The organism is Bifidobacterium myosotis (genome assembly GCF_002259745.1).
GTDB classification, from domain to species: domain Bacteria; phylum Actinomycetota; class Actinomycetes; order Actinomycetales; family Bifidobacteriaceae; genus Bifidobacterium; species Bifidobacterium myosotis.
The window spans coordinates 1-23,185 of sequence record NZ_MWWW01000015.1; the positions used below are offsets into that span (position 1 = coordinate 1).

A 23,185-nucleotide genomic window follows, 5' to 3' on the forward strand; every position below is an offset into this window, starting at 1 on the left:
CGATGGAGCGCAGATGGTCGAACAGGCCAGCGCCCTGTTCGACCCGCAGGTCGTCGGCGACCCTCTTGCACACGGGGCCCACGCTCTTCCAGTCGACGCGAGTCAGGGCCGACACGGCGCTTCTGGGCGCGTGCACGCTCAGCCACGCGACCTGCTGCTCGAAGTCATACGTGTACGCGCTCTTGCGTCTCGCCCACGGCACCATCGCGACCGTCACGCCATGCCCGGCGCAGGTCACGCGCCGAGGCGCGTACTCCAGGAAAAGCCTCGCGCAGCCGATGTCGAGATGCCGCCATCGTCGCGTGGGCAGACGGTCATACGGCCGGCCATGCCCGCCGCATTCAGCGCACCGGCCCATGACACTCGCATACGGGCGGACCGGGACGACGACGCTCTCACGGCCGGCGTGATCCCGTTCGACGCGGGGCGTGCCGATCACGACGTTGGCGGGCAGATGCAGCATGCGCTTGAGCGCGCCGGCTGATATGGTGGGCATAGGCGTTCCCCTGTTCTTCGGTTCCATTTCTTGGCGGAAACAAACCTAACAGGCGAACGCCCCTTCCATACCCGCACACGAAAAAGCCCCGGCCACGACGCCAAGGCTCAACACCCCACCACACAAACTGGCGAAGGCTCTTATTAATTCCCTACCCCTCAGACCCGCTTCGCGGGCCGGTTCCCCTAACAAGGGGAGCCAAAAATATAATCAACGAATTAATGACGCGGCATACTAGTATGCCACGTCAGAAGTTCGTTGATTAATTCACTACCCCCTCAAACCAGCTTCGCGGGCTAGCTCGTCCTGCAATCACGGACGCACTTCGCGCGTGTTCTGCTGGCTTGCCTGCCGGCTTGCATGTTGCCGGCAAATAGCTCCGCTGTCTGTTTCACGGCAACGTCCTGACGAAGGGAGCCAACGATATAATCAACGAACTTCTGACGTAGGCCACTAACAATCCGTCAATCACCAGTCGGGCTCTCGGACTCAAAGCACGGACGCACACCCTCAACGGAATAATCCCAGCGGAATGTCCCCAGTGCCACTACATGGCACCGCCCTGTGACCCACATCGCACCCGCATCGTGTATCGCCTCTGGCGAATGATGGCCCCTACAGACTACGCTGGGCACCATGAATGAATCCATTGCCTGGAGCAATCCACTGCGCGATTCGCGCGACCTGCGACTGCCCCGCATCGCCGGACCTTGCAGTCTCGTCATCTTCGGCGTCACGGGCGACCTGTCGCAGAAGAAACTGCTTCCCGCAGTCTACGATCTGGCCAACCGTGGCCTGCTGCCGCCCAGCTTCGGTCTGACCGGTTTCGCCCGCCGCGATTGGACGCAGGAGCATTTCATCGAATTCGTCAAAACCGCCGTACAGGCCCATTGCCGCACGCCATTCAAGGAATCGACCTGGAAGAACCTCGCGGCCGGCATCCGATTCGTTCGCGGCACCTTCGACGACGCTGAGGCCTTCGAACGTCTGAGCGCCACCGTGCAGGAGCTCGACCGCGACCGCGGCACGCGCGGCAACCACGCCTTCTACATGTCCGTGCCGCCGCGCGCCTTCCCGGTGGTGGCCAAGCAGCTCGCCGCCTCGGGACTGTCCCGTTCGTCCGAGGGCGCGTGGCGTCGCGTGATCATCGAGAAGCCGTTCGGTCACGACCTCGCCAGCGCCAAGGAGCTCGACCATGTGGTATCCGAGGTGTTCGACCCGAGCTCGGTGTTCCGCATCGACCACTACCTCGGCAAGGAGACCGTGCAGAACCTGCTGGCCCTGCGCTTCGCCAACGCGATGTACGAGCCGATCTGGAACGCGAACTACGTCGATCATGTGCAGATCACGATGGCCGAGGACATCGGCATCGGCGGCCGCGCCGGCTACTATGACGGCATCGGCGCCGCACGCGACGTGATCCAGAACCACCTGCTGCAGCTTATGGCCTTGACCGCCATGGAAGAGCCGGTGAGCTTCACCGCCAAGGATCTGACCGCCGAAAAGACCAAGGTGCTTTCCGCCGTCCGTCTGCCCAAGGATCTTTCGCTGCATACCGCGCGCGGCCAATACGCCAGAGGCTGGCAGGGCTCGCACGAAGTCGTCGGGTATCTGGAAGAAAAGGGCATCGATCCCAAGAGCACCACGGAAACGTATGCCGCCATCGAACTGGACATCGATACCCGCCGTTGGGCCGGCGTGCCGTTCTACCTGCGCACCGGTAAGCGCCTGGGCAAGCGCGTGACCGAGATCGCCGTGGTCTTCAAGCGCGCGCCGCATCTGCCGTTCGAGCAGACCGCCGTACGCGAGCTCGGCAAGAACGCCATCGTGATTCGCGTGCAGCCGGACGAGGGTGTAACCATGCGCTTCGGCGCCAAGGTGCCCGGCGGCACCACGATGGAGGTCCGTGACGTGAACATGGACTTCAGCTACGGCCGCTCCTTCACCGAGAACTCGCCGGAAGCCTACGAGCGACTGATTCTGGACGTGCTGCTCGGCGATCCGCCGCTGTTCCCGACCACCGAAGAGGTGAACCTGAGCTGGGAGATCCTCGATCCGATTGAAGAATTCTGGTCCACACTCGGCCAGCCGCAGCCCTATCGTTCGGGAACCTGGGGCCCGGCCGAAGCCGACGAGATGCTGGCGCGCGAAGGCCGTCACTGGAGGATGCCATGATCATCGATCTGCCCAATACCCGCACGCGCGAAATTGCGCATAAGATCGAACAGCTGCACGAGGAACGCGGCGAATCCGCCACCGGACGCGTGCTGACGCTGCTGATCGCCACGGATGACAGCGAACTCGAGCACGCGCTGGAAATCGCCAACGCTGCCAGCCGTGAGCACCCCTGCCGAGTCATCGCAATCGTGCCGGATACCGAACATCATGACGACGGCGACGCGAATGACGCCGACCATGCTGGCACGGAGGCTTCCGCCGACAGCACCGGCGCGAAGCCGATGGAGAAGACCGACAACCCGGCGATCGACCTTACCGACGGCCCTGCCGAGTCGAACCTCAACGCCCAGGTGCGTTTCGGCGCGGACGCCGGCGCTGGAGAAATCATCATTCTCCGCCCGCGCAACGGGCTGATCAACCACCCGGATACGCTGGTCATCCCACTGCTCGTGCCGGATGTGCCGGTGGTGGCGTGGTGGCCGACGAATCCGCCGTCCAACCCATCCAAGGATCTGATGGGCGCGATGGCCCGCAGCCGTCTCACCGATGCGATGCGCTCCAACAACCCGGAAGCCACCATCGAACGCCTGCGTCGCAATTGGACGGCAGAGGACGTCGATCTCTCATGGACGCGCCTGACCGTATGGCGTGGTCTACTGGCATCGATGCTCGACCAGCCGCCGCACCTGCCGATCACCGCCGTGAAGGTGAGCGGCCCCAAGGAATTCCTGCCGATGGATCTCCTGTGCGCATGGCTGCGGTTGAAGCTGGGCGTGAATGTGGACGTCGAGTATGTGGATGACGCTGAAGCCGTGACCGGCGTGTACCTGACTCGCTCGGACGGCGTGGTTTCGCTGGAACGCCCGTACGAGGATCAGGCGCTGATCTCGATGCCCGGCCAGACACCGCAGGCGATTTCCGTGCCCGTGCGCACCATCGAGGATTGCCTGACCGAGGAGCTGCGCCGCATCGACCCTGATGAGGTGTACGCCGAGGTCATCAATGAGGGATGGGATCTGATTCGGCATTGATTCGGCACTGATTCCATCGACTCTGCCGCAGATGAATCGGCCGCACAATCGGCAACTACGAGCCGGTTCGTGGGTATCTGTACTTGCAGGAAACCTCGCGGACCGGCTCTTCTGTTTCATGAGCATGGCGCAGCGCCAACAACCGTCATGACCGCTATGAGTCGCCACTGAGAGAGAAACTATCGAGTGGTTTAATGAAGGAGCATCACATGGCAAATCGCAGACTCATCGTCTATCCGAATACCGATCTGATGATTCAGGCCGGTGCGCAGCGCTTGGTATTGACGCTGCTCGACCTGCTCGCCGAGCGTCTGCCGGATGGGAAGCACCGCGAGCGCGTGGATGTTGCGCTTTCCGGCGGCTCGGCTGCGAAGCCACTGGGTTTGGTGCTTGACGACCCGCTGTCGGCTTCGATCGACTGGACGCGCGTGCATTTCTGGTTCAGCGACGAACGTTTCGTGCCGGCCGACAGCGCGGATCGCAACGCTGTGGCCGCTCGTCGGTTGCTGCTCGACCAATTGGTGGCTGAGGGTAAACTGCCCGAATCCAATATCCATGAGATGCCGGCCGATGTGCGCTCCGCTGATGATATTGCGGCTGCGACCGCCGCCGCATCCGGCGACGACGAGGAGGCGCGCGCGGCCGCAGACGTCGCCAACGATGCTCTGCTGGACGCCGCCGCCCGCTCCTATGAGTCCAAGCTCATTCGCGAACTCGGCCCTGAGCCGGTCATCGATCTGATGATTCTGGGCATGGGACCGGACGGTCATTACGCGTCGCTGTTCCCGGCCTCCTCCGGGCACCACGAGGTGCTGGTGCGCAATCGTCTGACGGTAGGCGTCAGCCACTCTCCCAAGATGCCGCCGTTGCGCGTGTCTCTCACCGCGCCGCTGATCGCCCGCTCCCGTCACACCTGGTTCTTCTCGGCAGGTGCGGGGAAGGCCGATTCCTTGGCGCATGTGTTCGCCGCGCCTACTGATGGCGATGGCCTCACTGGCGACCCGGAGTATCCGTCGTCGTTTGCCGGCGGCGTGGACGAGTTCGTCTGGTTCTCCACCGAAGAGACCGTGGTGAAGCTCTGAACCGACGAACTGAAGCGGCATGCCGAAGCCGCCGCATACCAAAAAAGGCTTAGGACGGCCCACTGGGCCGTCCTAGATTCTCTCCCGTTTGGCTATCGCCAAACCCGAACCGGCCGCCCGGTTCACCTCCGGCCCCAGCAATTATGGACTCGCTCTACGAGCGAGGCTCAACGTTGGCTCGGCGGCAAACCGCCTCGCACCGAAGAAGGCCGGACGGCCCACTGGGCCGTCCTAAGCCTGAGATTGAGGAGTATTACTCCTCAATCTCAGGCTTGCCTTCTTCGGCCCACAACGTGTGGAACACGCCGGGCTTGTCTACGCGGCCGTAGGTGTGGGCACCGAAGAGGTCGCGCTGGGACTGGGTCAGGGCGGTGGGCAGGCGCTTGGAGCGCAGGCCGTCGTAGTAGGCCAGCGAGCTGGAGAACACCGGGGTCGGAATGCCGGCCTCGACGGCCTTCACAATCACGCGACGCCATGCATCCTGGGATTCGCCGATGATCTTCTCGAAGTACGGATCGAACAGCAGGCTCTCCGGCGGGTTGTCGCCCTTGAAAGCCTCGGTGATGCGGTCGAGCAGGAACTGGGCGCGGATGATGCAGCCACCACGCCAAATACGGGCTACCTCGGACAGGTTGATGTCCCAGCCGTACTCCTTGGCACCGTCCTGAATCTCGTTAAGGCCCTGCGCGTAGGCCACCACCTTGGAAGCGAACAGCGCCTTGCGCACGTCCTCCACGAACACCGCGCGATCCTCGCCCTCCAGATCGATGGTCTTGTTCGGACCAGCCAGACCCTCGCGCTGGGCGGCCTCACGCAGCTCGCCGTGCGACGACAGGGCGCGGGCGAACACGGCCTCGCCGATGGAAGCCACCGGGGAACCGAACTCCAGACCAGTCTGCACGGTCCAAGTGCCGGTGCCCTTCATGCCAGCGTGGTCAACCACCACGTCCACGAACGGCTTGCCGGTCTCGGCGTCCTTGTGGTGCAGGATCTCGGCGGTGATCTCGATGAGGTAGGAATCAAGATCGCCCTTGTTCCACTCCTCGAACACGTCGCCGATCTCTTTGGCATCCATGCCCAAGCCGCGGCGCAGAATGTCGTACGCCTCGCCGATCACCTGCATATCGGCGTATTCGATGCCGTTGTGCACCATCTTGACGAAGTGGCCGGCGCCGTCGGTGCCGATGTGGGTCACGCACGGCTCGCCATTGACCTTCGCGGCGATCGACTCAAGAATCGGGCCGAGCGTCTTCCAGGACTCCACGGTGCCGCCGGGCATCAGGGACGGGCCGTTGAGCGCGCCCTCCTCGCCGCCGGACACGCCGCAGCCCACGAAGTGGAAGCCCTTGGCGCGCACTTCCTTCTCGCGCTTGATGGTGTCCTTGAAGAAGGAGTTGCCGCCATCCACGATGATGTCGCCCGGCTCGAACACTTCTTCAAGCTGCTCGATCACGGCGTCGGTCGGCGCACCGGCCTTGACCATGATGATGGCGGTGCGCGGGCGCTTCAGCGAAGCCGCGAACTCCTCCAACGTCTTGGTCGGCACGAAGTCGCCCTCGGTGCCGTGCTCCTCCATCAGCTTCTCGGTGCGGGAGTAGTGACGGTTGAACAGGGCCACCGTGTTGCCGTGGTGGGCCAGATTACGGGCCAGATTGGAGCCCATCGCAGCCAGTCCGATGACACCGATATTTGCAGTAGCTTCGGCCATATGCCTTGCCTTTCTTGACCGTAGGACGCCCGCGAGCGCCCTGTGAATCGGCGACGTGCGCGCAGATGGCCCGCCTGGCCGCCGACGTCCCCTTTCGGAGACCCGGATTTCGTTCAAACACTGCCAGTCTATCGTTCGGCATGACGCGATGCACGGCACGTCTTACGCTGCCCGCGTATTGGTCGCGCGGGATGAGGAATGAGGGATGAGACAGGCGACCTTGCATGCAGACGTCCGCCATGCAGGTGTCCGCCATGCAAGCGAGCCGGCATGCAGACAGCCAGTCCGCGGACGGCCCTCACCACCGATACCGTGCGCGCGACCGTAAGCACCGCGGACGACCATCACACTGGGGTCGCGCGCACGTCATCGCCGCGACAAAGATGGGCACCAGGGACGGGCCACCGCACTGGCGGCCACATACGCGACGCCCGACGCGCTCAGGGGCAACCTACCTCCGCTACATGCGGCCGGCCTTGGACGGGTCGATGTTCATGGTCTGGAAGCGCTCGGCCATGTAGTCGTTGCCGAAATGCTCGCCGAACCACATGGCGGCCGGGGAATCCTGCGGCTGGCCGGCGATGCGCCCGTACCAGCAGTCCAACGCCATCAGCGTGAATACGATGTCAATCACCATGAGCACGGCGCACACCGTGGTCAGCGAATAGCGCACCTTCCAAGGAATGCGGTTGATCAGCGCCAGCATGCGCGGCAGCAGCCATCGCACCCATACCACGCCGATCAATCCCCAGAAGAACATGTACTTGCCCGATGTGCGGCCGTCGATGGAGAGCCACTGGCCGGTGTAGTCCCATGCGGTGATGCCGAACGCCACCTCCATGAACCAGCTGGTGGCGTATTCGAACGCGCCGCCGATCACCGCGGAGGCGCAGAAGATCAGGAACGGGTTGGCCTTCCACAGTCGGTTCAGGCACACGGTCACCAACACCGCGCCACAGCCGTAGATCGGCGAGAACGGCCCCCACAGCAGTCCCGCGCGGTCCTGCAATTCGCCGTGGTACAACGCCATGTGGTAAATCGTCTCGATGGCGAGGCCACCCACCGACGCGATGGTGAACAGCCAGAAGATATTGAAGAAGTCCAGCTGTATGTAGCCTTTGCCGGATTGGTCGCGGCCCAGCATGCCCGCGGCCACCGCGGATTCGTAGTCGTCGCGTTCGTCCATGCGCCTGAGTGCCCGTTGCAGCCGGCGTTCCTCGCGCAGCGACGGGTCCGCCGTCACCGAAATCACGATGAGGATAATCATCTGGATGCCCGGCATCACGATGTTCCAGCCGAGGCCCTGCAGCGCCAGCGACAGCATGCCGTCGGCCAAGGTGAGCGGCATGAGCACGTAGGCCCAGCGAGCCGCGTATCGACGACGATTGCGTACCAACAGGATGCCGAACACCGTCAGGCACACGGCGTTGACGATAAGCACCACCGCATGCAGCGACGTGAGGATGAACGTCAGGCTCATGGCGTCGACGTGGACCCGCCCCTCGAGGATCTCGCGCAGGGAATACACGGTGGACAGTACGAGAATCGGCAACGTGGCGAGGCCGTCGAGCAGCACGAGCACGCCGTAGACCCGCGCAAGGATCGGCAAACGTTTGGCATCGAGGTCCAGATCCGCGCCGTCCAGCTCCGTGGCTGCGAGTTCCGCTTCGAGGGCCGATTCACTGCCCGGGTTGGCGCCAGCGGCACCGGCAGCGGCGTCAACAGCGTTATCGACGGCGACCGCTTCGGCGGCATGATCCTCGCCGAGTTTCCCGGACGTGTGATCGGTCATAGCGCACCCCTTCCAGTACGTACCCGTTCAGGCCTTTTCCATTGTGGCATGTCCCGTGGCTTGCAGCCTAACTCGCCCTGCGACACTCATGGCCGACACGCCCAAGACGACCGCCACTGGGCAAAACACCCGCAGCGCCCATCCATCCCAATCGCGGCCCCTTCGTATGCAACCGCTTTCAGGAAACATCCAAAAATCATCCAGAGACTCTTGCCGGAAGTCGCAGGGACCCTTTCGCACCACCCAAGGCCCCTTTGCAGCGGCGGCGGTGTACTTGAACCATCAACAAACCAGCGAACGCACGACAGGCGCCCACCGCAAGCGCGGGCCGTCTCCGTCATGCACTGCGAAAGGAACGGCCATGACCAGCGACAACACCAACATCCCCGGCACCAACAACAGCACGAACCGTAACCTTGCACAGGACACACCCGCTGCGCAGCCGCCGGTTTCCGGAAGCACCGCCCCCGCCACACCGTCGGCCACATCGGCGCCAGCCACCACTGCGCAGGGCGTTCCCGGCCCGTCCGCCAGCCGTCCCACCGCTCAAACCGCCGGTCAGGGAATCCCTGGAACGTACACTGCGCCGAGCCAGCCGAACAGCAATGCCAACGCGTACTGGCAATCTGCAGCGGCCACGGCGCCTGTGGCACCGGCCGTTCCGGGAAGCGGTGATGGCTCTGCCGGTGCGACGGCCGGCTTCTCCGGCAAGGCCATCGCACTGATTGTGGGCATCAGCTTGGCATGCGGATTGGTGGGCGGTCTCGGAGGCGGGCTGGCTTACGGCGCAATCGCCGGCACCGGCTCTTCCTCATCCAGCAACAGCCAGCAGATGCAGATGCCCGGCGGATCATCCTCAGGCCACGGCGGCATGGGTGGCCAGGGATTCGGCCAGTCCGGCAATGGCGGACAATCCGATGGGCAGAGCCTGCCGGGAGGCCAGTCCGGACAATCGGATGGCGACAACTCATCCGGAGAATCCACCGATTCGCAGTCCTCCGGCAGTGACGGCCAGTCCGGAACCATGCCGCAAGCTCCCGGCGGACAGTCGGGTTCCGGCTCGGGCTCGGGCTCCGGGGCTGCCAGCTCCTCAAACGGCCAATCGGACCAGTCCAGCCAGCTGGACGGCACCTCCACCGATTCCGACACCATCGAAAGCTGACCTCCAGCCGACCGGCGGCACAGCCCCACGGTGTAGGGGGCCGTCCACCGTGTAGGAATCACCCCACCATGTAGGGATTTGCCCACCGTGTAGGGAACACAATCTTCACATCCGCAGAATTCCGCCATTTTGCATCCCTACATCATGGGGAAATCCCTACACCGTGCAAAGTTCCCTACACGGTGGGACGTTCCCTACATGGTGGAGTGTCGTCCACACCGCGAAACGCCCCTACCGGCCATGACTTGACTGCCGCACGCCATGTGCAACACACCTCCGAACGCCCCGAACCAGCTCAGGTCGGTTTGCCGCGTATCGCATCACATCATTCACACCCCGTCGGCCCCATCCACAACCACAAATTAGTCAGACTGCCCAGCGGCGCACGATATGCGGCTGGGCAGTCTGCGTTTCCGCGCGCAATTTCCCGGCACCGCGCTACGCTACTTACGGCGTAGCGCTACGGTTATCGTATCGCTACGGAAAACGTAGCCCTTGACTGACAGGCATGGCACGAAGCCGGCCGCCACAAACACGACCGACCGAGCCAACCAGCCAAGCCAGCCCGCCAAACCGGTCAGGTCCGACAGACCAAGTCCACCAAGCCCGACTCGCCGAGCAGGCCAGGCCCGACAAGCCAGGTCCACCGGATCAGCCGCAGACCGGCCAGCCCGCCGAACCGGTCAGGTCCGACAGGCCAGGCCCGACAAGCCAGACCTGCCCCGCCGAACCGTTCAGGCCAGCCCGCAGACCGGCCAGGCCACCGAGCCAGGCCACCGCGAGCCAGCACGCGGGCCCACCACGCCAGCCAAGCCGCAACCGTCGCCAACCGCCGCCAACCAACCAACCAACACAAGCCGGGAGTATGCAGTGCGCAATATCTTCAAGGTCTTCAAGCGGGACGTCCTGCGCCTGCTCAAGGTGCCGACCGCATGGGTGATCCTGTTCGGCATGGTGTTCATCCCGCCGCTGTACTCCTGGTACAACATCGTGGGCTTCTGGAACCCCTACGGCAACACCAACGGCATCAAGGTGGCCATCGCCAATAACGACGCCGGCACCGACAACGCCCTCATCGGCAAGCAGAACCTCGGCGACCAGATCGTGGCCCAGATGAAGCAGAACACCCAGCTCGGCTGGACCTTCGTCGATCAGGCCGAAGCGATGGACATGGTGGAATCAGGCAAGGCCTACGCTGCCATCGTCATCCCCAAAAGCTTCTCCGACGACCTCGCCGGCGTGGTGACCGGCGGCAGCGACCGCCCCACGCTGGAGTACTACGTCAACGAAAAGGCCAACGCCGTGGCACCCAAGGTCACGGACGTGGGCGCCTCCACGCTGGACCGCACGGTCAACTCCACGTTCGTCTCCACCGTGTCCAAAGTGCTCACGGACACCATCAACCAAGCCGGCGACAAGGCCCTCGCCAGCACCGACCAGACCAAGGGCAAGGCGCTCAACGCCCTGAGCGAGGCCTCCGGCGACGTCCAGTCCACGCGCGACACCATCGCCAAGCTCAATACCGCGCTCGACAAGGCACCCACGCAGACACGCACGGCACGCGAGGCCATCGAGGACGCACGCAAACTCGGCCTCGACGCCGCACAGGGATTGGCCGGCACCTCCAAACTCATCGGCACCACGCAGAACAGCGTAACCGACTTCGTCGTGAACACCTCCGGCACCATCGACCAAGGCTCCAGCCTGCTCAGCCAGGCCGCGAACAAGGCCAACCAGAGCGTGGGCACGGTGACCGGCGCCATCAACTCGGCCAACCAGCAGGTGGGCGGACTGATCAATACCGCAACGGACATCAACGAAGCCAACGCCGAGATCATCGCCCAGCTGCAGGCACTGCCGGACGCGGACAAGGAGCCGCTCAAGTCGGTCATCGACAAGCTGGCGGACCGTAACAGCCGGCTGGCCGGCACGCTGGGCAATCTGAACAGCCTCAACACCACCATCGGCAACGCCGCGACGCACACACAGGGACTCGCCGACAACCTCAACAGCGCCACGCAGACCACCATCGGCGCGATGGGTGACGCCCGCAAGACGATGGTCTCCGGCGCGCTGCCGCAGCTCAACAGCGGACTCAACACGCTGAGCACCACCGCGGGCGTGCTGTCCAACGGCATCACCTCGCAGGACTCGCTCATCGACCAGTCAAAGAAGGTGCTGGACCAACTGGACAGCGCGGTTTCCTCCACCAAAACCGCGCTGAAAGACACGGACAACGCGCTGGCGAGCGTGCAGGACAAGCTCTCCACCCTTGCCACGGACATCAAGGCGCTGTCGATCTCCAGCACGTTCAGTGCGCTTATGGACACCGACGGCAAGCTGGATGCCGCCAAGATCTCCAATTTCATGCTCTCCCCCACCGTGATCAGCGAGAAGACGCTCTATCCGGTCAGCTCATACGGCTCGGGCATGGCGCCGCTGTTCACCGCGCTGGCGCTGTGGGTGGGCGCGTTCGTGCTGGTGGTGATTCCCAAGATCGAGACGGACAGCGAAGGCATCGACGGGCTCACCCCCACGCAGGGGTATCTGGGCCGTCTGATGCTGCTGTCCGTGCTGGCCGCCACGCAGGGCGTGGTCACGGGCATCGGCAATCTGGTGCTCGGCATGCAGTGCGCGAACATCCCCGTGTTCCTCCTCACCTGTCTGATCACCTCGCTGGTGGATATGTCATTCATCTTCGCGATGGCCACCACGTTCATGCATGTGGGCAAGGGCCTGTGCGTGGCTCTGGTGATCCTGCAGGTGCCGGGCGCGTCCGGACTGTACCCCATCGAAATGATGCCGGGCTTCTTCCGCGCCATCTACCCGCTGCTGCCGTTCACCTACGCGATCGACGCCATGCGCGAGGCCATCGCCGGCTTCTACGACGGCAACTGGTTCCACTACATCGGCAAGCTGCTCATCTTCGCGGTGCTCGCCTTCCTGCTGGGCTTGGTGGCACGCCCGCGCCTGGCGAACCTCAACCGCCTGTTCGCGCGGGAGATCGAGGAGAGCGACATCATCATCGGCGAGAAAGTGCATCTGCCCGGCAACGAATACCGCATCACGCAGGCCATCGCCGCACTGGCCGACCACGAGGACTACCGTCACGCCATCGAACGGCGTGCGGCAACGTTCCAGCGTCATTACCCGCGTCTGCTCACCGGCGCGCTGGTGGCCGGGTTCGTGGTGCCGGCCACGCTCATCATCGTGTTCTCGCTGACCGCCAGCGAGAAGATCGTGGTCATGGCCACCTGGCTCGCGTGGGTGATCATCATCATCGGATTCCTGATGGTCGTGGAGTTCATGCGTGACTCGATCCGACGCCAGACCGAGCTCGGCAACCTGTCCGACGAGTCGATTCGCGCGATGCTGTACGGGCACCGGGCAGGAGCCGGACATGCGGCGCGCAAGACCGTGGGGCTGGTCGGCGCAGCGGTGGCCGTAGGCGGGGCAGTCGCCGCGGCCGGCAATACCGCCGAAGCCGCTGACGCCAGCAACGCTGGCAATGAACCCGGCGACACGACCGGCGACATAAAAAGCAACGCCGCCGACGCCGCTGAAACCGTACGCATCACGCCATCGCCGCTGCATCAGAAGGAAGGAAGGCACGCACGATGAAGACGATCTGGAAGCTGTTCATCGGCGATATCAAACGACTGACCAGCAACGTGGTCTCCATCATCATCGTGATCGGACTGGTGATGATCCCGGGTCTGTTCACCTGGTTCAACGTGGCCGCCTGCTGGGACCCGTTCTCCAACATGAAGAATCTCAAGTTCGCGGTGGCGAACGTGGATGAGGGCTACAAATCCGACCTGATCCCCCTCAAGATGACCGTCGGCGACCAAGTGGTCAACGCCCTGCGCGCCAACAGCCAACTCGACTGGACGATCACCACCAAGGAAGACGCCATCGAGGGGGCGAAATCCGGCAAGTACTACGCGGCCATCGTGATTCCGAAGTCCTTCAGCAAAGACATGATGACCTTCTTCTCCAGCGATGCCAAGAACGCACAGCTCACCTACTACCGCAACGAGAAGAAGAACGCGCTGGCCCCGAACCTGCTCAACGAGGGCGCCGACGAGGTCGCGGCCGAGATCAACACCACGTTCGCCAAGACGATCACCTCCTCCGCCCTGGAGATCGCCTCTTCTCTGGCCGACCAGCTCGATGAGCCGGAGGCCAAGGAGAAGCTGGCCAACTTCAACACGAACATCACTGATTTCGCCGCCCGTCTCAACGACACGGCGGATATGCTCGGCACATACGATTCACTGGCCGAATCGGCGCAGCTGCTGCTGGACACCTCGAACGGCCTCATCGCGCAGGCCTCGGATTCGGCCGAGCAGGCGGGCAAGGACCTGTCCGGAGCCAAGGACGGCGTCACCGATGTGGCCGGCGCGCTGCAGACCACCACATCGGCCATGACCGAGGCGCTACAGACCAGCGCGGACAGCTTCGGCGCGGTCTCCGATTCCATCGACTCGCTGTACGATGACGCGGCCGCCGGCTCCTCCACCGCGGCCAGCGAGCTGGACAGTCAGGCGGCGGCCGTGGGCGAGCAGATCGCGCACTACACGGAAATCCGCAACACGCTGGCCGGCATTCTGGGCGACAACGCACTGACCGTGCGCATGCTGGACCGCTCGATCGCCCGTCAGACCAAGCTGCAGAACGCGCTGACCGGCGCTGCGGAGAAGATCCGTCAAGGCAACCAGAACGCGCAGGACCAGCGCGAGCAGGTCAAGGAGCTCGCCGCGCAGGCCAAGGAAAGCGTGGAGGGCGTCAAAACCGACTTCGCCGAGAACGTGAAGCCGCAGATCGAGTCGCTGTCGGGCTCGGTGAAGGACGCGGCCGGACTGCTGAACAACAACGCCGACCAGCTCAAAGGCACACTGGGCGAACTCAAGGATTCGTCCGCCGACGCGGGTTCCATGCTCAAGGACGCGCGCACCACGCTCGCCAAGGTGTCATCCAAGCTACGCACGGCAGCCGACGAACTGAACTCGTTCACCGGCAAGATGGGCGAAGCGCTCGACACCGGCGACATGAGCATGGTCAAGGATGTGCTGGGCTCCGACCCGGAGACGCTGGCCGGCACGCTGGCCGCACCGGTGCAGCTCAAACGCAAGGCCGTCTTCCCGGTGGCCGACTTCGGTTCGTCAATGGCACCGTTCTACACGCTCATCCCGCTGTGGGTGGGGTCCCTGCTCATGGTGGTGACCCTGAAGACCACCGTCTCGCGCCGCATCCGCCGCGAACTGGGCGACCCGCGCCCGCATCAGCTGTATCTGGGCCATTACGGGGTGTTCGGGCTGATCGCGCTCATCCAGGCCACGGTCTCGCTCGGCGGCGACCTGCTGTTCCTGCATGTGCAGGCCGTGCATCCGATGCTGTTCATGCTCTCGGGATGGCTGTCGGCGCTGGTGTACTCGTTCTTCATGTACACGATGGTGGTGAGCTTCGGCAACGTAGGCAAGGCCATAGGCGTGCTCATGCTCATCGTGCAGATCACCGGCGCGAACGCCGCCTACCCGGTGCAAATGCTGCCTGATTTCATCTCGAAGCTCACCCCCATGCTGCCGATGAGCGGTTCGGTCACGATGATGCGCGCGGCCATCGCCGGCATCTACGACATGGATTACTGGAAGGCCACCGGAATGCTGCTGGCGTTCATCCCGCCGCTGCTCCTGCTCGGCCTGCTGCTGCGCAAGCCGCTGGTCAAGTTCAACCAGTGGTATGTGGCCAAGGTGGAGAGCACGAAGGTGCTGAGCTAGTCGGACAAGCTACAGCCAACGACGGAATCACGAGAAGAGTACGAGAAGAAGGACATATGGATACGGCATCGGGTCTTCTGGCGAGCGTGGCCCCTCGCGCCAAGCGCAGGCGTGAGGCCACCGATCGGAAGCTTATGAAGGCCACCTTGCAGATTGCGGTGGAACGCGGTATCAGCGGCGTGACCATCGAGGAGGTGGCCCGGCGTTCGGGCGTGGCCAAGACCACCATCTATCGTCGGTATCACAATGCCAACGACCTGCTGCGCGAGATCAGCGCGCGATACCTCGTGCACGACATGCCCACGGAACCGCCAAGCCCCACGCGCGAGCACTTCACACAGATGCTGCGGCAGCTGGTCGATTGGGTGCAGGACAACGACATCGACATCAAAAGCGTGGGCATCGTGCTGTCGAGCGAAGCGGAATTCTTCCGGCATATCGTCGATCAGGTCGTCACGCCGTGGCTTGAGATGCTGACGGCGTTCCTTCGGCGCGGCGCCCGGGAGGGCGTGTTCCGGCAGGGTCTCGACGGACGGCTGCTGCTCTCCACCATCATCGGATCACTGGTGGCGTACGAGGCGATTGGGGAGACAGGTGCCGTCTCCTCCGATTGGATGCATGCACCGGTGGACGGCGCGACTAGCGCAACCGACGCAACCGACGTCAAGACTCTCTGGGCCGATCATATGGCCGACCTGCTGTGGCCCGCGCTGCTCAAGTAACGGGATAGACCGGCCCGCGCCGTGTTGCGGCCGCCTACCGGCAGTCCGGCAGTGACACAACGCTGGAACCCACTCGGCGTCGATAATCCGCCAACTATGGCCCCTACCGGCAACGAGACAACGCCCAGACGATCATTCCATAGGGGAACCCCGTGCCGCGTGCCGCTACTCCTGGATGGAGGCCTCCTGACGAGCGATCTCCAAAGCCTTGTTGAAGGCATCGGAGGTCCAGCTGGCACCGGCGACCTTATCCACTTTGAGGTCCTTCAGCGGCTTGCCATCCACCACACCGTTGATGGCCTTGGCGAAGTCGTCCTGATGGGTTTTGGAGATGGTGGTGAACGGGTGGCCGACGATGTCCACATGCTCGACATTGCCATCCTTGATGGTCAGATGCACGTCGATGGAATCCTCGCCAACCGGGCCGTACTGGCCGTTGATCGAGTAGTCGCCGTCCTTGTAGTTGCCCGTGTCCTTCTTGTCGGATGTGGTGGACGACGAGTCGGACGACCCGGAATCGGACTGGGACGCATCGGATGACGCATCGGAGCCACCGGACTGCGACTGCTCCTCCTGGGACTGCTGGGTCTCGCCCGAGTTGCCGGCATAGGAATCGTCCATCGGCGTGGCCTTGGATTCGCCGCAGCCGGCGAGCAATGCACCGGTCACCACCAATCCGGCGGCGGCCAGCGTGGCGGTCTTCCGCAATGTCTTGCTATCAGTCATATCCACCATCCTATTGAATCATGCGAATTACGTCCGGTACGGGGTACGGGACGGACGAAGTCAACCAGTGTGCTACGCCAGAAATTCATTGACGAAATGACTACCCCTCAGTCCCGCTTGGCGGGCCAGCTCCCCTGACAAGGGGAGCCAGAACATAATCAACGAACTTACGAAGACCACTAGTCCTCACCACCGGTTTTGGCGGCCTTGGTGGGGTCAGCGAAGCCGATGGCGGTCTCGCCGGTCTGTGCTCCTTCGACCTGGGCGCCGGTGGATGCAGGCTTGCCGCCGACCGCCTCGTACGCCGCACGGGCCTTCTCGTCGTTCCACTTCTCACCCACGAGCACGCCGTGGTTGAGCATGATCTCGCGCTCGGCGCAGCTGGCGACCAGCGCGTCATGCGTCACCACGATGATCGTCGTGCCCTGAGCATGCAGCTGGCGGAACAGGTCGAGGACGATCTTCTCGTTCTTCTCGTCCAAGTTGCCGGTCGGCTCGTCGGCCAGAATCAGTTTCGGCTCGTTGATGAGCGCACGGGCCACGCACACGCGCTGCTGCTCGCCACCGGACAGCTGACTGGGCAGGTGGTGGGCGCGGTCCTTGAGGCCCACGCGCTCCAGCGCGGCAAGCGCCTGCTTCTCATCGACGACCGAATGGTAGTACTGCGCCACCATCACGTTCTCGACGGCGGTCAGGTGCGGCACGAGGTAGAACTTCTGGAACACCAGACCGATCATGTTCTTGCGCACATCCGCCAGCTGGCCGGCGTTCAGGTCCTCCAGCTTGCGGCCTTCGAGCTTGACCGAGCCCTTGGACGGGGTGTCCATGCAGCCGATCATGTTCATCAGCGTGGTCTTGCCGGAGCCGGACGAGCCGACGATGGCGAGCCATTCGCCCTGCGGCACGGTCAAGCTCAGGTCGTCCACGGCATGCAGGTCGCCGTAGATCTTCGAGATGTGGTCGAGTTCAAGCAGCATATCCATGGCTGTTTCCTCTCCTGGGATTCATTATCAACTCACGTATTCAACCGGGATTGGGAGGAGACGTCCTCCGCCTGCTCCCGTGTGCGGGCCGTCGTCCGTCGTCCGTCGGCTGGCGGATGGCGGATGACGGATACGGCATCATTCCTCGCGCAGCACCACGGCGGGGTCGATGCGGGTGGCGCGGTGGACCGGCGGGATGGAGGCGACCACGGCGACGAGCGCGGCGAGCACCACGGAGGCGGCGCCGAGCCACCAGTTGAAGCCGATGGACCGTTCGAAGACGGCCACGCACAGCCATTGGGCCAGCCCGTAGCCGATTGCGGTGCCGATCAGGCCGCCGATCAGGCCGTACATGGCCGATTCGACGTAGAACTCGATGCCGATCGCCGAGGAGGACGCGCCGAGCGCCTTCCGCAGGCCGATCTCGTTGCGGCGCTGGGAGACGATCGAGCTGATCGTGGTGCCCACACCCACGAGCGTCAGCACGAGGACGACCAGCGAGACAATCCAGAACAGGGTCTGCAGCATGGTGATGATGCGGGTGTCGGACGAGGTGATCTTGGTGACCTGCTGCGCCTTGACGTGCATCGAGGTCATGTCGTTGATGCTCTGGACCAGACCGTTCAGGTCGTCCGTACCGGCCGAGTATTCGATGACGTCCACGCCGCGGGTCGTTCCGGTGAGCTTGTTGACGTCCTCGTTGGTGGCGTAGATGATCGAGTCCTCGCTGCCGCCGGTGTCGACGATGCCGGCCACGCGGAATTCAGTGCCGGAGGTGTCCATGATGTCGCTGGAAACGCGGCCGTCCTGCGTGGGCTGGTCGGAGGGGGTAGAGGAGGTGCCGGAGTTCTCGGAGGAGTTCTGCGGGTTGGCGTTGGCGGTGGCTCCCGTTCCTGCGGCGGTCTCTCCCTCAGTCTCCGCGGGCGCGGAGCCAGATCCCTCATCAGAGGGAGCCGATGTGGAGGACTCGGAGGAACCCGAGTTGGAACCTGCGGTGGAACCAGATGTGGAAGAGCCGGCGTTGTCGGAGGCGCGGTAGCCGATGGTGATGCCGCTGCCGACCTTGAGTCCCATCGCATCGGCCACGTCACGGCCGATGAGCACCTTGCCGGCGGACGGCCACGCACCATCCACCACCCAGTGATGGTTGAGGTTGCGCACTTCAGCGGTGTCGATGCCGGCCATCACGTACGGCGCGGCGTTCACACGCACGTTTTCGTACCGGTAGGCGGCGTGCTTCTCCGAGCCCTTCGCCGCCACCATCTCGGTGGTGTGCGTGACCATCGCCTCATCGATGCCAGCCTTGCCGTCGGCGCCGGCTTCGGTGGGGGTCACGATGAGGTTCGCGCCGTACGCGCGCATCTCCTCGTTCATCTGCTGCGGCACGGCGATGCAGATCATCGCCAGGCAGAACAGCGTGGCCGCACCCACCATCGAGGCGACCACGGCCATGACCGCGCGCGAACGACGGCGGAACACGGCGCTGAACAGCATTCTGAAGAACATGCCGGTATTGGTCATCGGCGGTCTCCTTTCTTGCATACGTTGGCGACGATTCCGAAGAAGGGCGGAAGGACGGCTTTAACCGAAGACGAAATCATGGCCGAGGACGAAATCGCGAGATCGCGAAATCCCCCGGCCGGCCGTGTCATCGCGACCTCCCACGCCAAGGAACCGGCGTAACCGGCACCGTGGAACTCAGCGGCCATGCAGCACCTCCGCAGGCTTCAAGCTCAGAATCGAGCGGATGGACGAGGCGGAGGCGACCAGCACGGTGACCGCGAGCAGCACGAACACCAAGACGAACACCATCGGCCGCATCGTGATGCCCGAACCGAACACCACCTGTCCGATGATCTGGGCCACTCCGGAGCCGAGGCCGGCGCCCACGATCGCGCCCAGCAGCGAGATCACCGCCGTCTCGGCCATCATCAGGCGGGAGACCGCGCCGTCCGTGGCACCGATGGCCTTGAGCAGCGCAAGCTCGGCGGACCGTTCGCCGATCGTGGCGACCATGAGGTTCGCCACAGCCACGGCCGCCGCGATGAGGCTCAGCACGGTCATCAGAATCATCACCGCCTGCGTCTTCTGCAGCACGTTGCCCTGCAGGGCGGCGACCTGACGCACCTGCTTGGCCACGGCGCCCGGAATCACCTCCTCGATCTGGTAGGCGATCGAGCTCGGATAGGCGGTGCAGTACCACGTCTCCCATTCGTCCTGGCTCAGCGCGGCCGGGTTCTTCGCGGCCTTGCGCGCGAGGTCGTTCTCCGGCGTGGTCAGCGCCTTGACCTCGATCTTGTCCACCGAATCGGGCAGATCGGCCAGCACCTGGGCGGTGGAGGACGGGATGTACAGCGAGCTGTTCTCGTCGTCGCCGGAATCGTAGATGCCGGTCAGCGTGATGTTCTGCTCGTGGTTCTCGCCGGACGCGGTCTTCTTGTGCAGCGTGATGGTGTCGCCGACCTTGGCACCGATCGAATCGGCCAGGGTTTTGCCAATCACGCCCTGATCGGAATCATCCTTGGGCCAGGCGCCCTCGAGCTTCCACCACGAGCGCATGCCCTCGACGCCCACCACAGTGGTCTCGCCGGACGGCAGCTTGAGGCTCTTGTTGAACCATGTGCCCACCACGGAGACGGGGACGGACGCGCACGATGAGCCGCCGCTGCAGCCGCTCGGGCTTGTGGTGGCGTGGATGTTGAGCTGCGGCGCGAAATTGGTGATGTTGAACGCCCAGAAGATGGTCTTGATTTTGACCGCGTCGGATTCCTTGAGGAACGCGGTCGGATCGGCCTCGCTGGCCGCGCCGGAGACCCCTTCGGTGTTGTACAGGTCGGAGACCACGGCGTCGGCCTTCGGCTGCACGGTGATGTTCGAGCCGTACGTGGACAGCTCGGCGTTGAGCTTGTCGCCCACGTCGAACACCACGCCCAGCATCGAGACGCTCACCGTGGCCGACAGACACACCGTCAGCGCGATGAGCAGACGCCTGCGCAGCTGCCGCGTGAACGAGCGCGCGATCATTCGCAGAAAGAACATGATTTGCCTCCCGCCTTACACTCACTGGAATCACTGGAAGTGGACGCTCAGGGCGTCCAGATCGGCGGTCTGGATGGTGATCTTGCCGTTGCCGGTCTTGTAGTTGAACGGAATCGGGTTGCATCCGCCCTTGAAGCCGATGGTCGCCAGATTGATGGCCACCTCGCACTTCTTGCAGATGATCTTGCCGTTCTTCTCGTAGTAGCCGGCGTCGCCGCAGTTCTCGCAGGCATCAAGGCCGATGCCGTACGCGCCGCCGTTCTTCTTGATGATGATGAAACGCATGACCGTGCCGTCCTTCGCCTTGTATTCGAAGCGGTGCAGGTGGCCGTCTTCGACCTGGCTGAATGGGATGGTGGCCACGCCGTCCTTGAGCGAATAGGCCTCGGGCGGCGACAGCGTGATGGTCTGATGGGTGGCGGCGACGCCCACGGTGAGGGTGACGGTGACGCCGATCATCGCGACCAGCGACCATACGGCCGCGGCGATGGCATGGCGGCGGAACGCCTTATGACGGCGCAGCGTGGCCTCGTTCGCGCCGGGCACGCCGCGCGTCTTCATGCGGAAGCCGGCCACCACGGAGGCCACGGCCGGCACGGCGAACACGATGGCCTGCGCCATAATCATCGCGGAATTGTGGTTGATGGACCATGCGAGGGCCACGAATCCCATGTGTCCGATCGGGAAGCCGCGGGCCTGAAGAATCTGCATGAGTCCGGTGAAGTGTTGGATGAGCAGGATGGCCATGACGGCCACCACCGCGATGGTGAAGGCCCATCGCACCGCCGTGGTGCGCATCGTGCGGAAGATGGCCGCCACCACGATGGACATGGTCAGACCGAGCACAAAACCGAGCGCACGCAGCAGCATGGCTGAGGTGAAGGCGGTCTCGCCCGGCTCCACCCAGATGGTGAGCTGCAGAATCACGTCCGGCAGGGCGTAGAAGACGGTGAGGGCGATCTGCACGGCGGCCACCGCATTGGCCACATGCATCCAGAGCGCATGCTTGGCCCAATTGTGGGTGATTCTGGGCGCGGCGAGCACCACCGCGAGTGCCAGCACATCCACAATCACGGCCGCGATGAGCACCGGATAATTGATGAACGTGCGCTGGTTGATGACGGCCGTGGCACGCAGGGCCGCGAACACCACCGCCGCGATAAGGCCAATGACGAGGCCCCACAGCCGCCAGTGGGCGCTGATCGGCTTGTCGCGGCCCTCGCCCACGGTGAGCATCACGCCCAGACACATGACCAGCAATGCAGGGGCCAGCGTCCCCGGCATCACCGCTACGAATTGCTCGAGCATTCGCGCCCTTTCCTGAGGTTTGATTTGTCCTGCGTCATCCCCTCACCAGCCATAGGGAGCTGGCCCGAAACAGGACTGAGGGGTAGTCAAATAGTGGGCTTCCGGACGCAGAATCCTACATGCCATAATCGGCCGAAAGCCCCCTCTGGGATGAGGGGGCTCTGTTGAGGTTTATTGACGGAGTCAGGTTACGTACGGCACTCGCCTAAAAACGCCTCTGGCGTTTTCTTAACGGCTCGGCCACTCCGCCGTGCACTGGAGGACGGCCTTCGACCGACTGTCCCGGGCGATGCTGTCGCATCGCCCATGAGTGCTACAAACAGCCCACCGGGCTGTTTGCTTTACGCACTCACCACTGACGCGGGGTGTAATCCCAGTTGTCGAAGGTGACCTCGATCGGCTCGGTCCAGAAGTGGCCCTTCACACCGGTCTCCGGGTCAACGTGCAGCATCCAGCCCTTCTTGGCCGGGGACTCGATGGAGAGCTTGAGCTGGTAGGTGCCGGCCTTGTCGAGCTTGACGTTGGCGCCGTAGTGCGGGCCATCGGAGGCGTTCATCTGCATGAAGGTACCGGAGGTGGCGGTGCCGCCCTCGACTTCCTTACCGGTGGACTTGTCGATGATGGTGTAGTTCACGGTCAGGTCCGGGATGAAGTCGCCCTTGCCGTAGCCCAGCTCGGTGGCCTTCTCGTTGCCGTGGATGTCGGCCTCGAGGTGGAAGGAGGCATCGGCGGCCTTGAGGCCCATGGAGGCGGGCTCCATGTCGATCGGCTGGAAGTACACGGCGCCGACGGTCAGCGGGCCGGCCTCCTGGTCCTGCTCCTCGGCGGTGCCGGACGGGCCCACCGGGACCTCCTCGAAGCCGGCGCCGGCATCGGAGGCGCCGGAGTCGGAGGATGCGTCGGAGCTGGAGGAGTCGGTGGACTGCGAGGAGGTGTCCGACTTGGTGTCGGAGGATGCGTTGTTGGTGGAACCGCAGGCGGCCATGGACAGGGTCATCGAGCCGGCAAGCAGCAGGCCGAGCAGGGCGGCCATCTTCTTGTTCTTCATCATTATTGTTCTCTTCCTTTATTTGGTTAGTGAATAGTATTCACAGATTGTTGAATTATGGATTATTCGGGGAAAGCTGGGTTGGCGCGGTCGGCTGCGGGCGATTCCGCGTGATGCGGCTCGCGAGGCG

At 63.8% G+C, this 23,185-nt stretch carries 15 protein-coding genes and 1 pseudogene; 7 read left to right on the plus strand and 9 right to left on the minus strand.

Annotated features, from left to right (window positions below):
• Window positions 1-496, minus strand: a 496-nt coding sequence (locus BMYO_RS07320; protein ID WP_211276834.1) for a helix-turn-helix domain-containing protein, incomplete at its 3' end; no start/stop codon positions are given.
• Between the two features lie 636 nt (window positions 497-1,132).
• Between BMYO_RS07320 and zwf the strand changes: the two genes are divergently transcribed.
• The 3 genes from zwf (at window position 1,133) to pgl (ending at window position 4,787) form a co-directional block, all read left to right on the plus strand.
• Window positions 1,133-2,671, plus strand: coding sequence for a glucose-6-phosphate dehydrogenase (gene zwf, locus BMYO_RS07325; protein WP_094667847.1), 1,539 nt, complete (start codon window positions 1,133-1,135; stop codon window positions 2,669-2,671).
• Window positions 2,668-3,705, plus strand: coding sequence for a glucose-6-phosphate dehydrogenase assembly protein OpcA (locus BMYO_RS07330; protein ID WP_094667848.1), 1,038 nt, complete (start codon window positions 2,668-2,670; stop codon window positions 3,703-3,705). The genes zwf and BMYO_RS07330 overlap by 4 nt, the downstream gene beginning before the upstream one ends.
• Window positions 3,706-3,914: 209 nt before the next feature.
• On the plus strand, window positions 3,915-4,787 hold the full coding sequence (pgl, locus tag BMYO_RS07335) for a 6-phosphogluconolactonase (protein WP_094667849.1): 873 nt from the start codon (window positions 3,915-3,917) through the stop codon (window positions 4,785-4,787).
• Window positions 4,788-5,040: 253 nt separating this feature from the next.
• Here the strand turns inward: pgl and gndA are convergent, their stop codons facing one another.
• Both gndA and BMYO_RS07345 read right to left on the minus strand, forming a co-directional pair.
• Window positions 5,041-6,495, minus strand: coding sequence for an NADP-dependent phosphogluconate dehydrogenase (gndA, locus tag BMYO_RS07340; protein ID WP_094667850.1), 1,455 nt, complete (start codon window positions 6,493-6,495; stop codon window positions 5,041-5,043).
• A 460-nt stretch (window positions 6,496-6,955) separates the two neighbouring features.
• Complete coding sequence (locus BMYO_RS07345; protein ID WP_094667851.1) at window positions 6,956-8,287, minus strand: putative ABC transporter permease; 1,332 nt, start codon at window positions 8,285-8,287, stop codon at window positions 6,956-6,958.
• 361 nt (window positions 8,288-8,648) lie between these two features.
• Here BMYO_RS07345 and BMYO_RS07350 point away from each other — a divergent pair, with 361 nt between their 5' ends.
• The 4 genes and pseudogenes from BMYO_RS07350 to BMYO_RS07365 all read left to right on the plus strand — a co-directional run bounded on the left by BMYO_RS07350 (window position 8,649) and on the right by BMYO_RS07365 (window position 15,951).
• Window positions 8,649-9,449, plus strand: a complete 801-nt coding sequence (locus BMYO_RS07350; protein ID WP_094667852.1) for a hypothetical protein — start codon at window positions 8,649-8,651, stop codon at window positions 9,447-9,449.
• Window positions 9,450-10,319: 870 nt separating this feature from the next.
• Window positions 10,320-12,840 (plus strand): annotated as a pseudogene (locus tag BMYO_RS07355) (YhgE/Pip family protein); the annotation flags it as partial.
• Window positions 12,841-13,066: 226 nt separating this feature from the next.
• Window positions 13,067-15,229 carry a YhgE/Pip domain-containing protein gene (locus BMYO_RS07360; RefSeq protein ID WP_094667854.1) on the plus strand — a complete coding sequence of 721 codons (2,163 nt, stop codon included), beginning with the start codon at window positions 13,067-13,069 and terminating at the stop codon, window positions 15,227-15,229.
• A 56-nt stretch (window positions 15,230-15,285) separates the two neighbouring features.
• Complete coding sequence (locus BMYO_RS07365; protein WP_233428208.1) at window positions 15,286-15,951, plus strand: TetR/AcrR family transcriptional regulator; 666 nt, start codon at window positions 15,286-15,288, stop codon at window positions 15,949-15,951.
• Window positions 15,952-16,116: 165 nt separating this feature from the next.
• Here BMYO_RS07365 and BMYO_RS07370 read toward each other — a convergent pair whose 3' ends face one another.
• From BMYO_RS07370 to BMYO_RS07400, 6 genes are all read right to left on the minus strand, one after another.
• Complete coding sequence (locus tag BMYO_RS07370; RefSeq protein WP_094667855.1) at window positions 16,117-16,677, minus strand: FMN-binding protein; 561 nt, start codon at window positions 16,675-16,677, stop codon at window positions 16,117-16,119.
• A gap of 179 nt (window positions 16,678-16,856) precedes the next feature.
• Window positions 16,857-17,654, minus strand: coding sequence for an ABC transporter ATP-binding protein (locus BMYO_RS07375; protein ID WP_094667896.1), 798 nt, complete (start codon window positions 17,652-17,654; stop codon window positions 16,857-16,859).
• A gap of 144 nt (window positions 17,655-17,798) precedes the next feature.
• Window positions 17,799-19,181, minus strand: a complete 1,383-nt coding sequence (locus tag BMYO_RS07380) for an ABC transporter permease (protein ID WP_169834090.1) — start codon at window positions 19,179-19,181, stop codon at window positions 17,799-17,801.
• Window positions 19,182-19,358: 177 nt separating this feature from the next.
• Window positions 19,359-20,699, minus strand: a complete 1,341-nt coding sequence (locus BMYO_RS07390) for an ABC transporter permease (protein WP_094667857.1) — start codon at window positions 20,697-20,699, stop codon at window positions 19,359-19,361.
• Between the two features lie 30 nt (window positions 20,700-20,729).
• Complete coding sequence (locus BMYO_RS07395; RefSeq protein WP_094667858.1) at window positions 20,730-22,007, minus strand: DUF2318 domain-containing protein; 1,278 nt, start codon at window positions 22,005-22,007, stop codon at window positions 20,730-20,732.
• 349 nt (window positions 22,008-22,356) lie between these two features.
• The gene (locus tag BMYO_RS07400; RefSeq protein ID WP_094667859.1) at window positions 22,357-23,058 is read right to left on the minus strand and encodes an iron transporter; all 702 of its coding nucleotides are present in this window, start codon (window positions 23,056-23,058) and stop codon (window positions 22,357-22,359) included.
• Window positions 23,059-23,185: the final 127 nt, after the last annotated feature.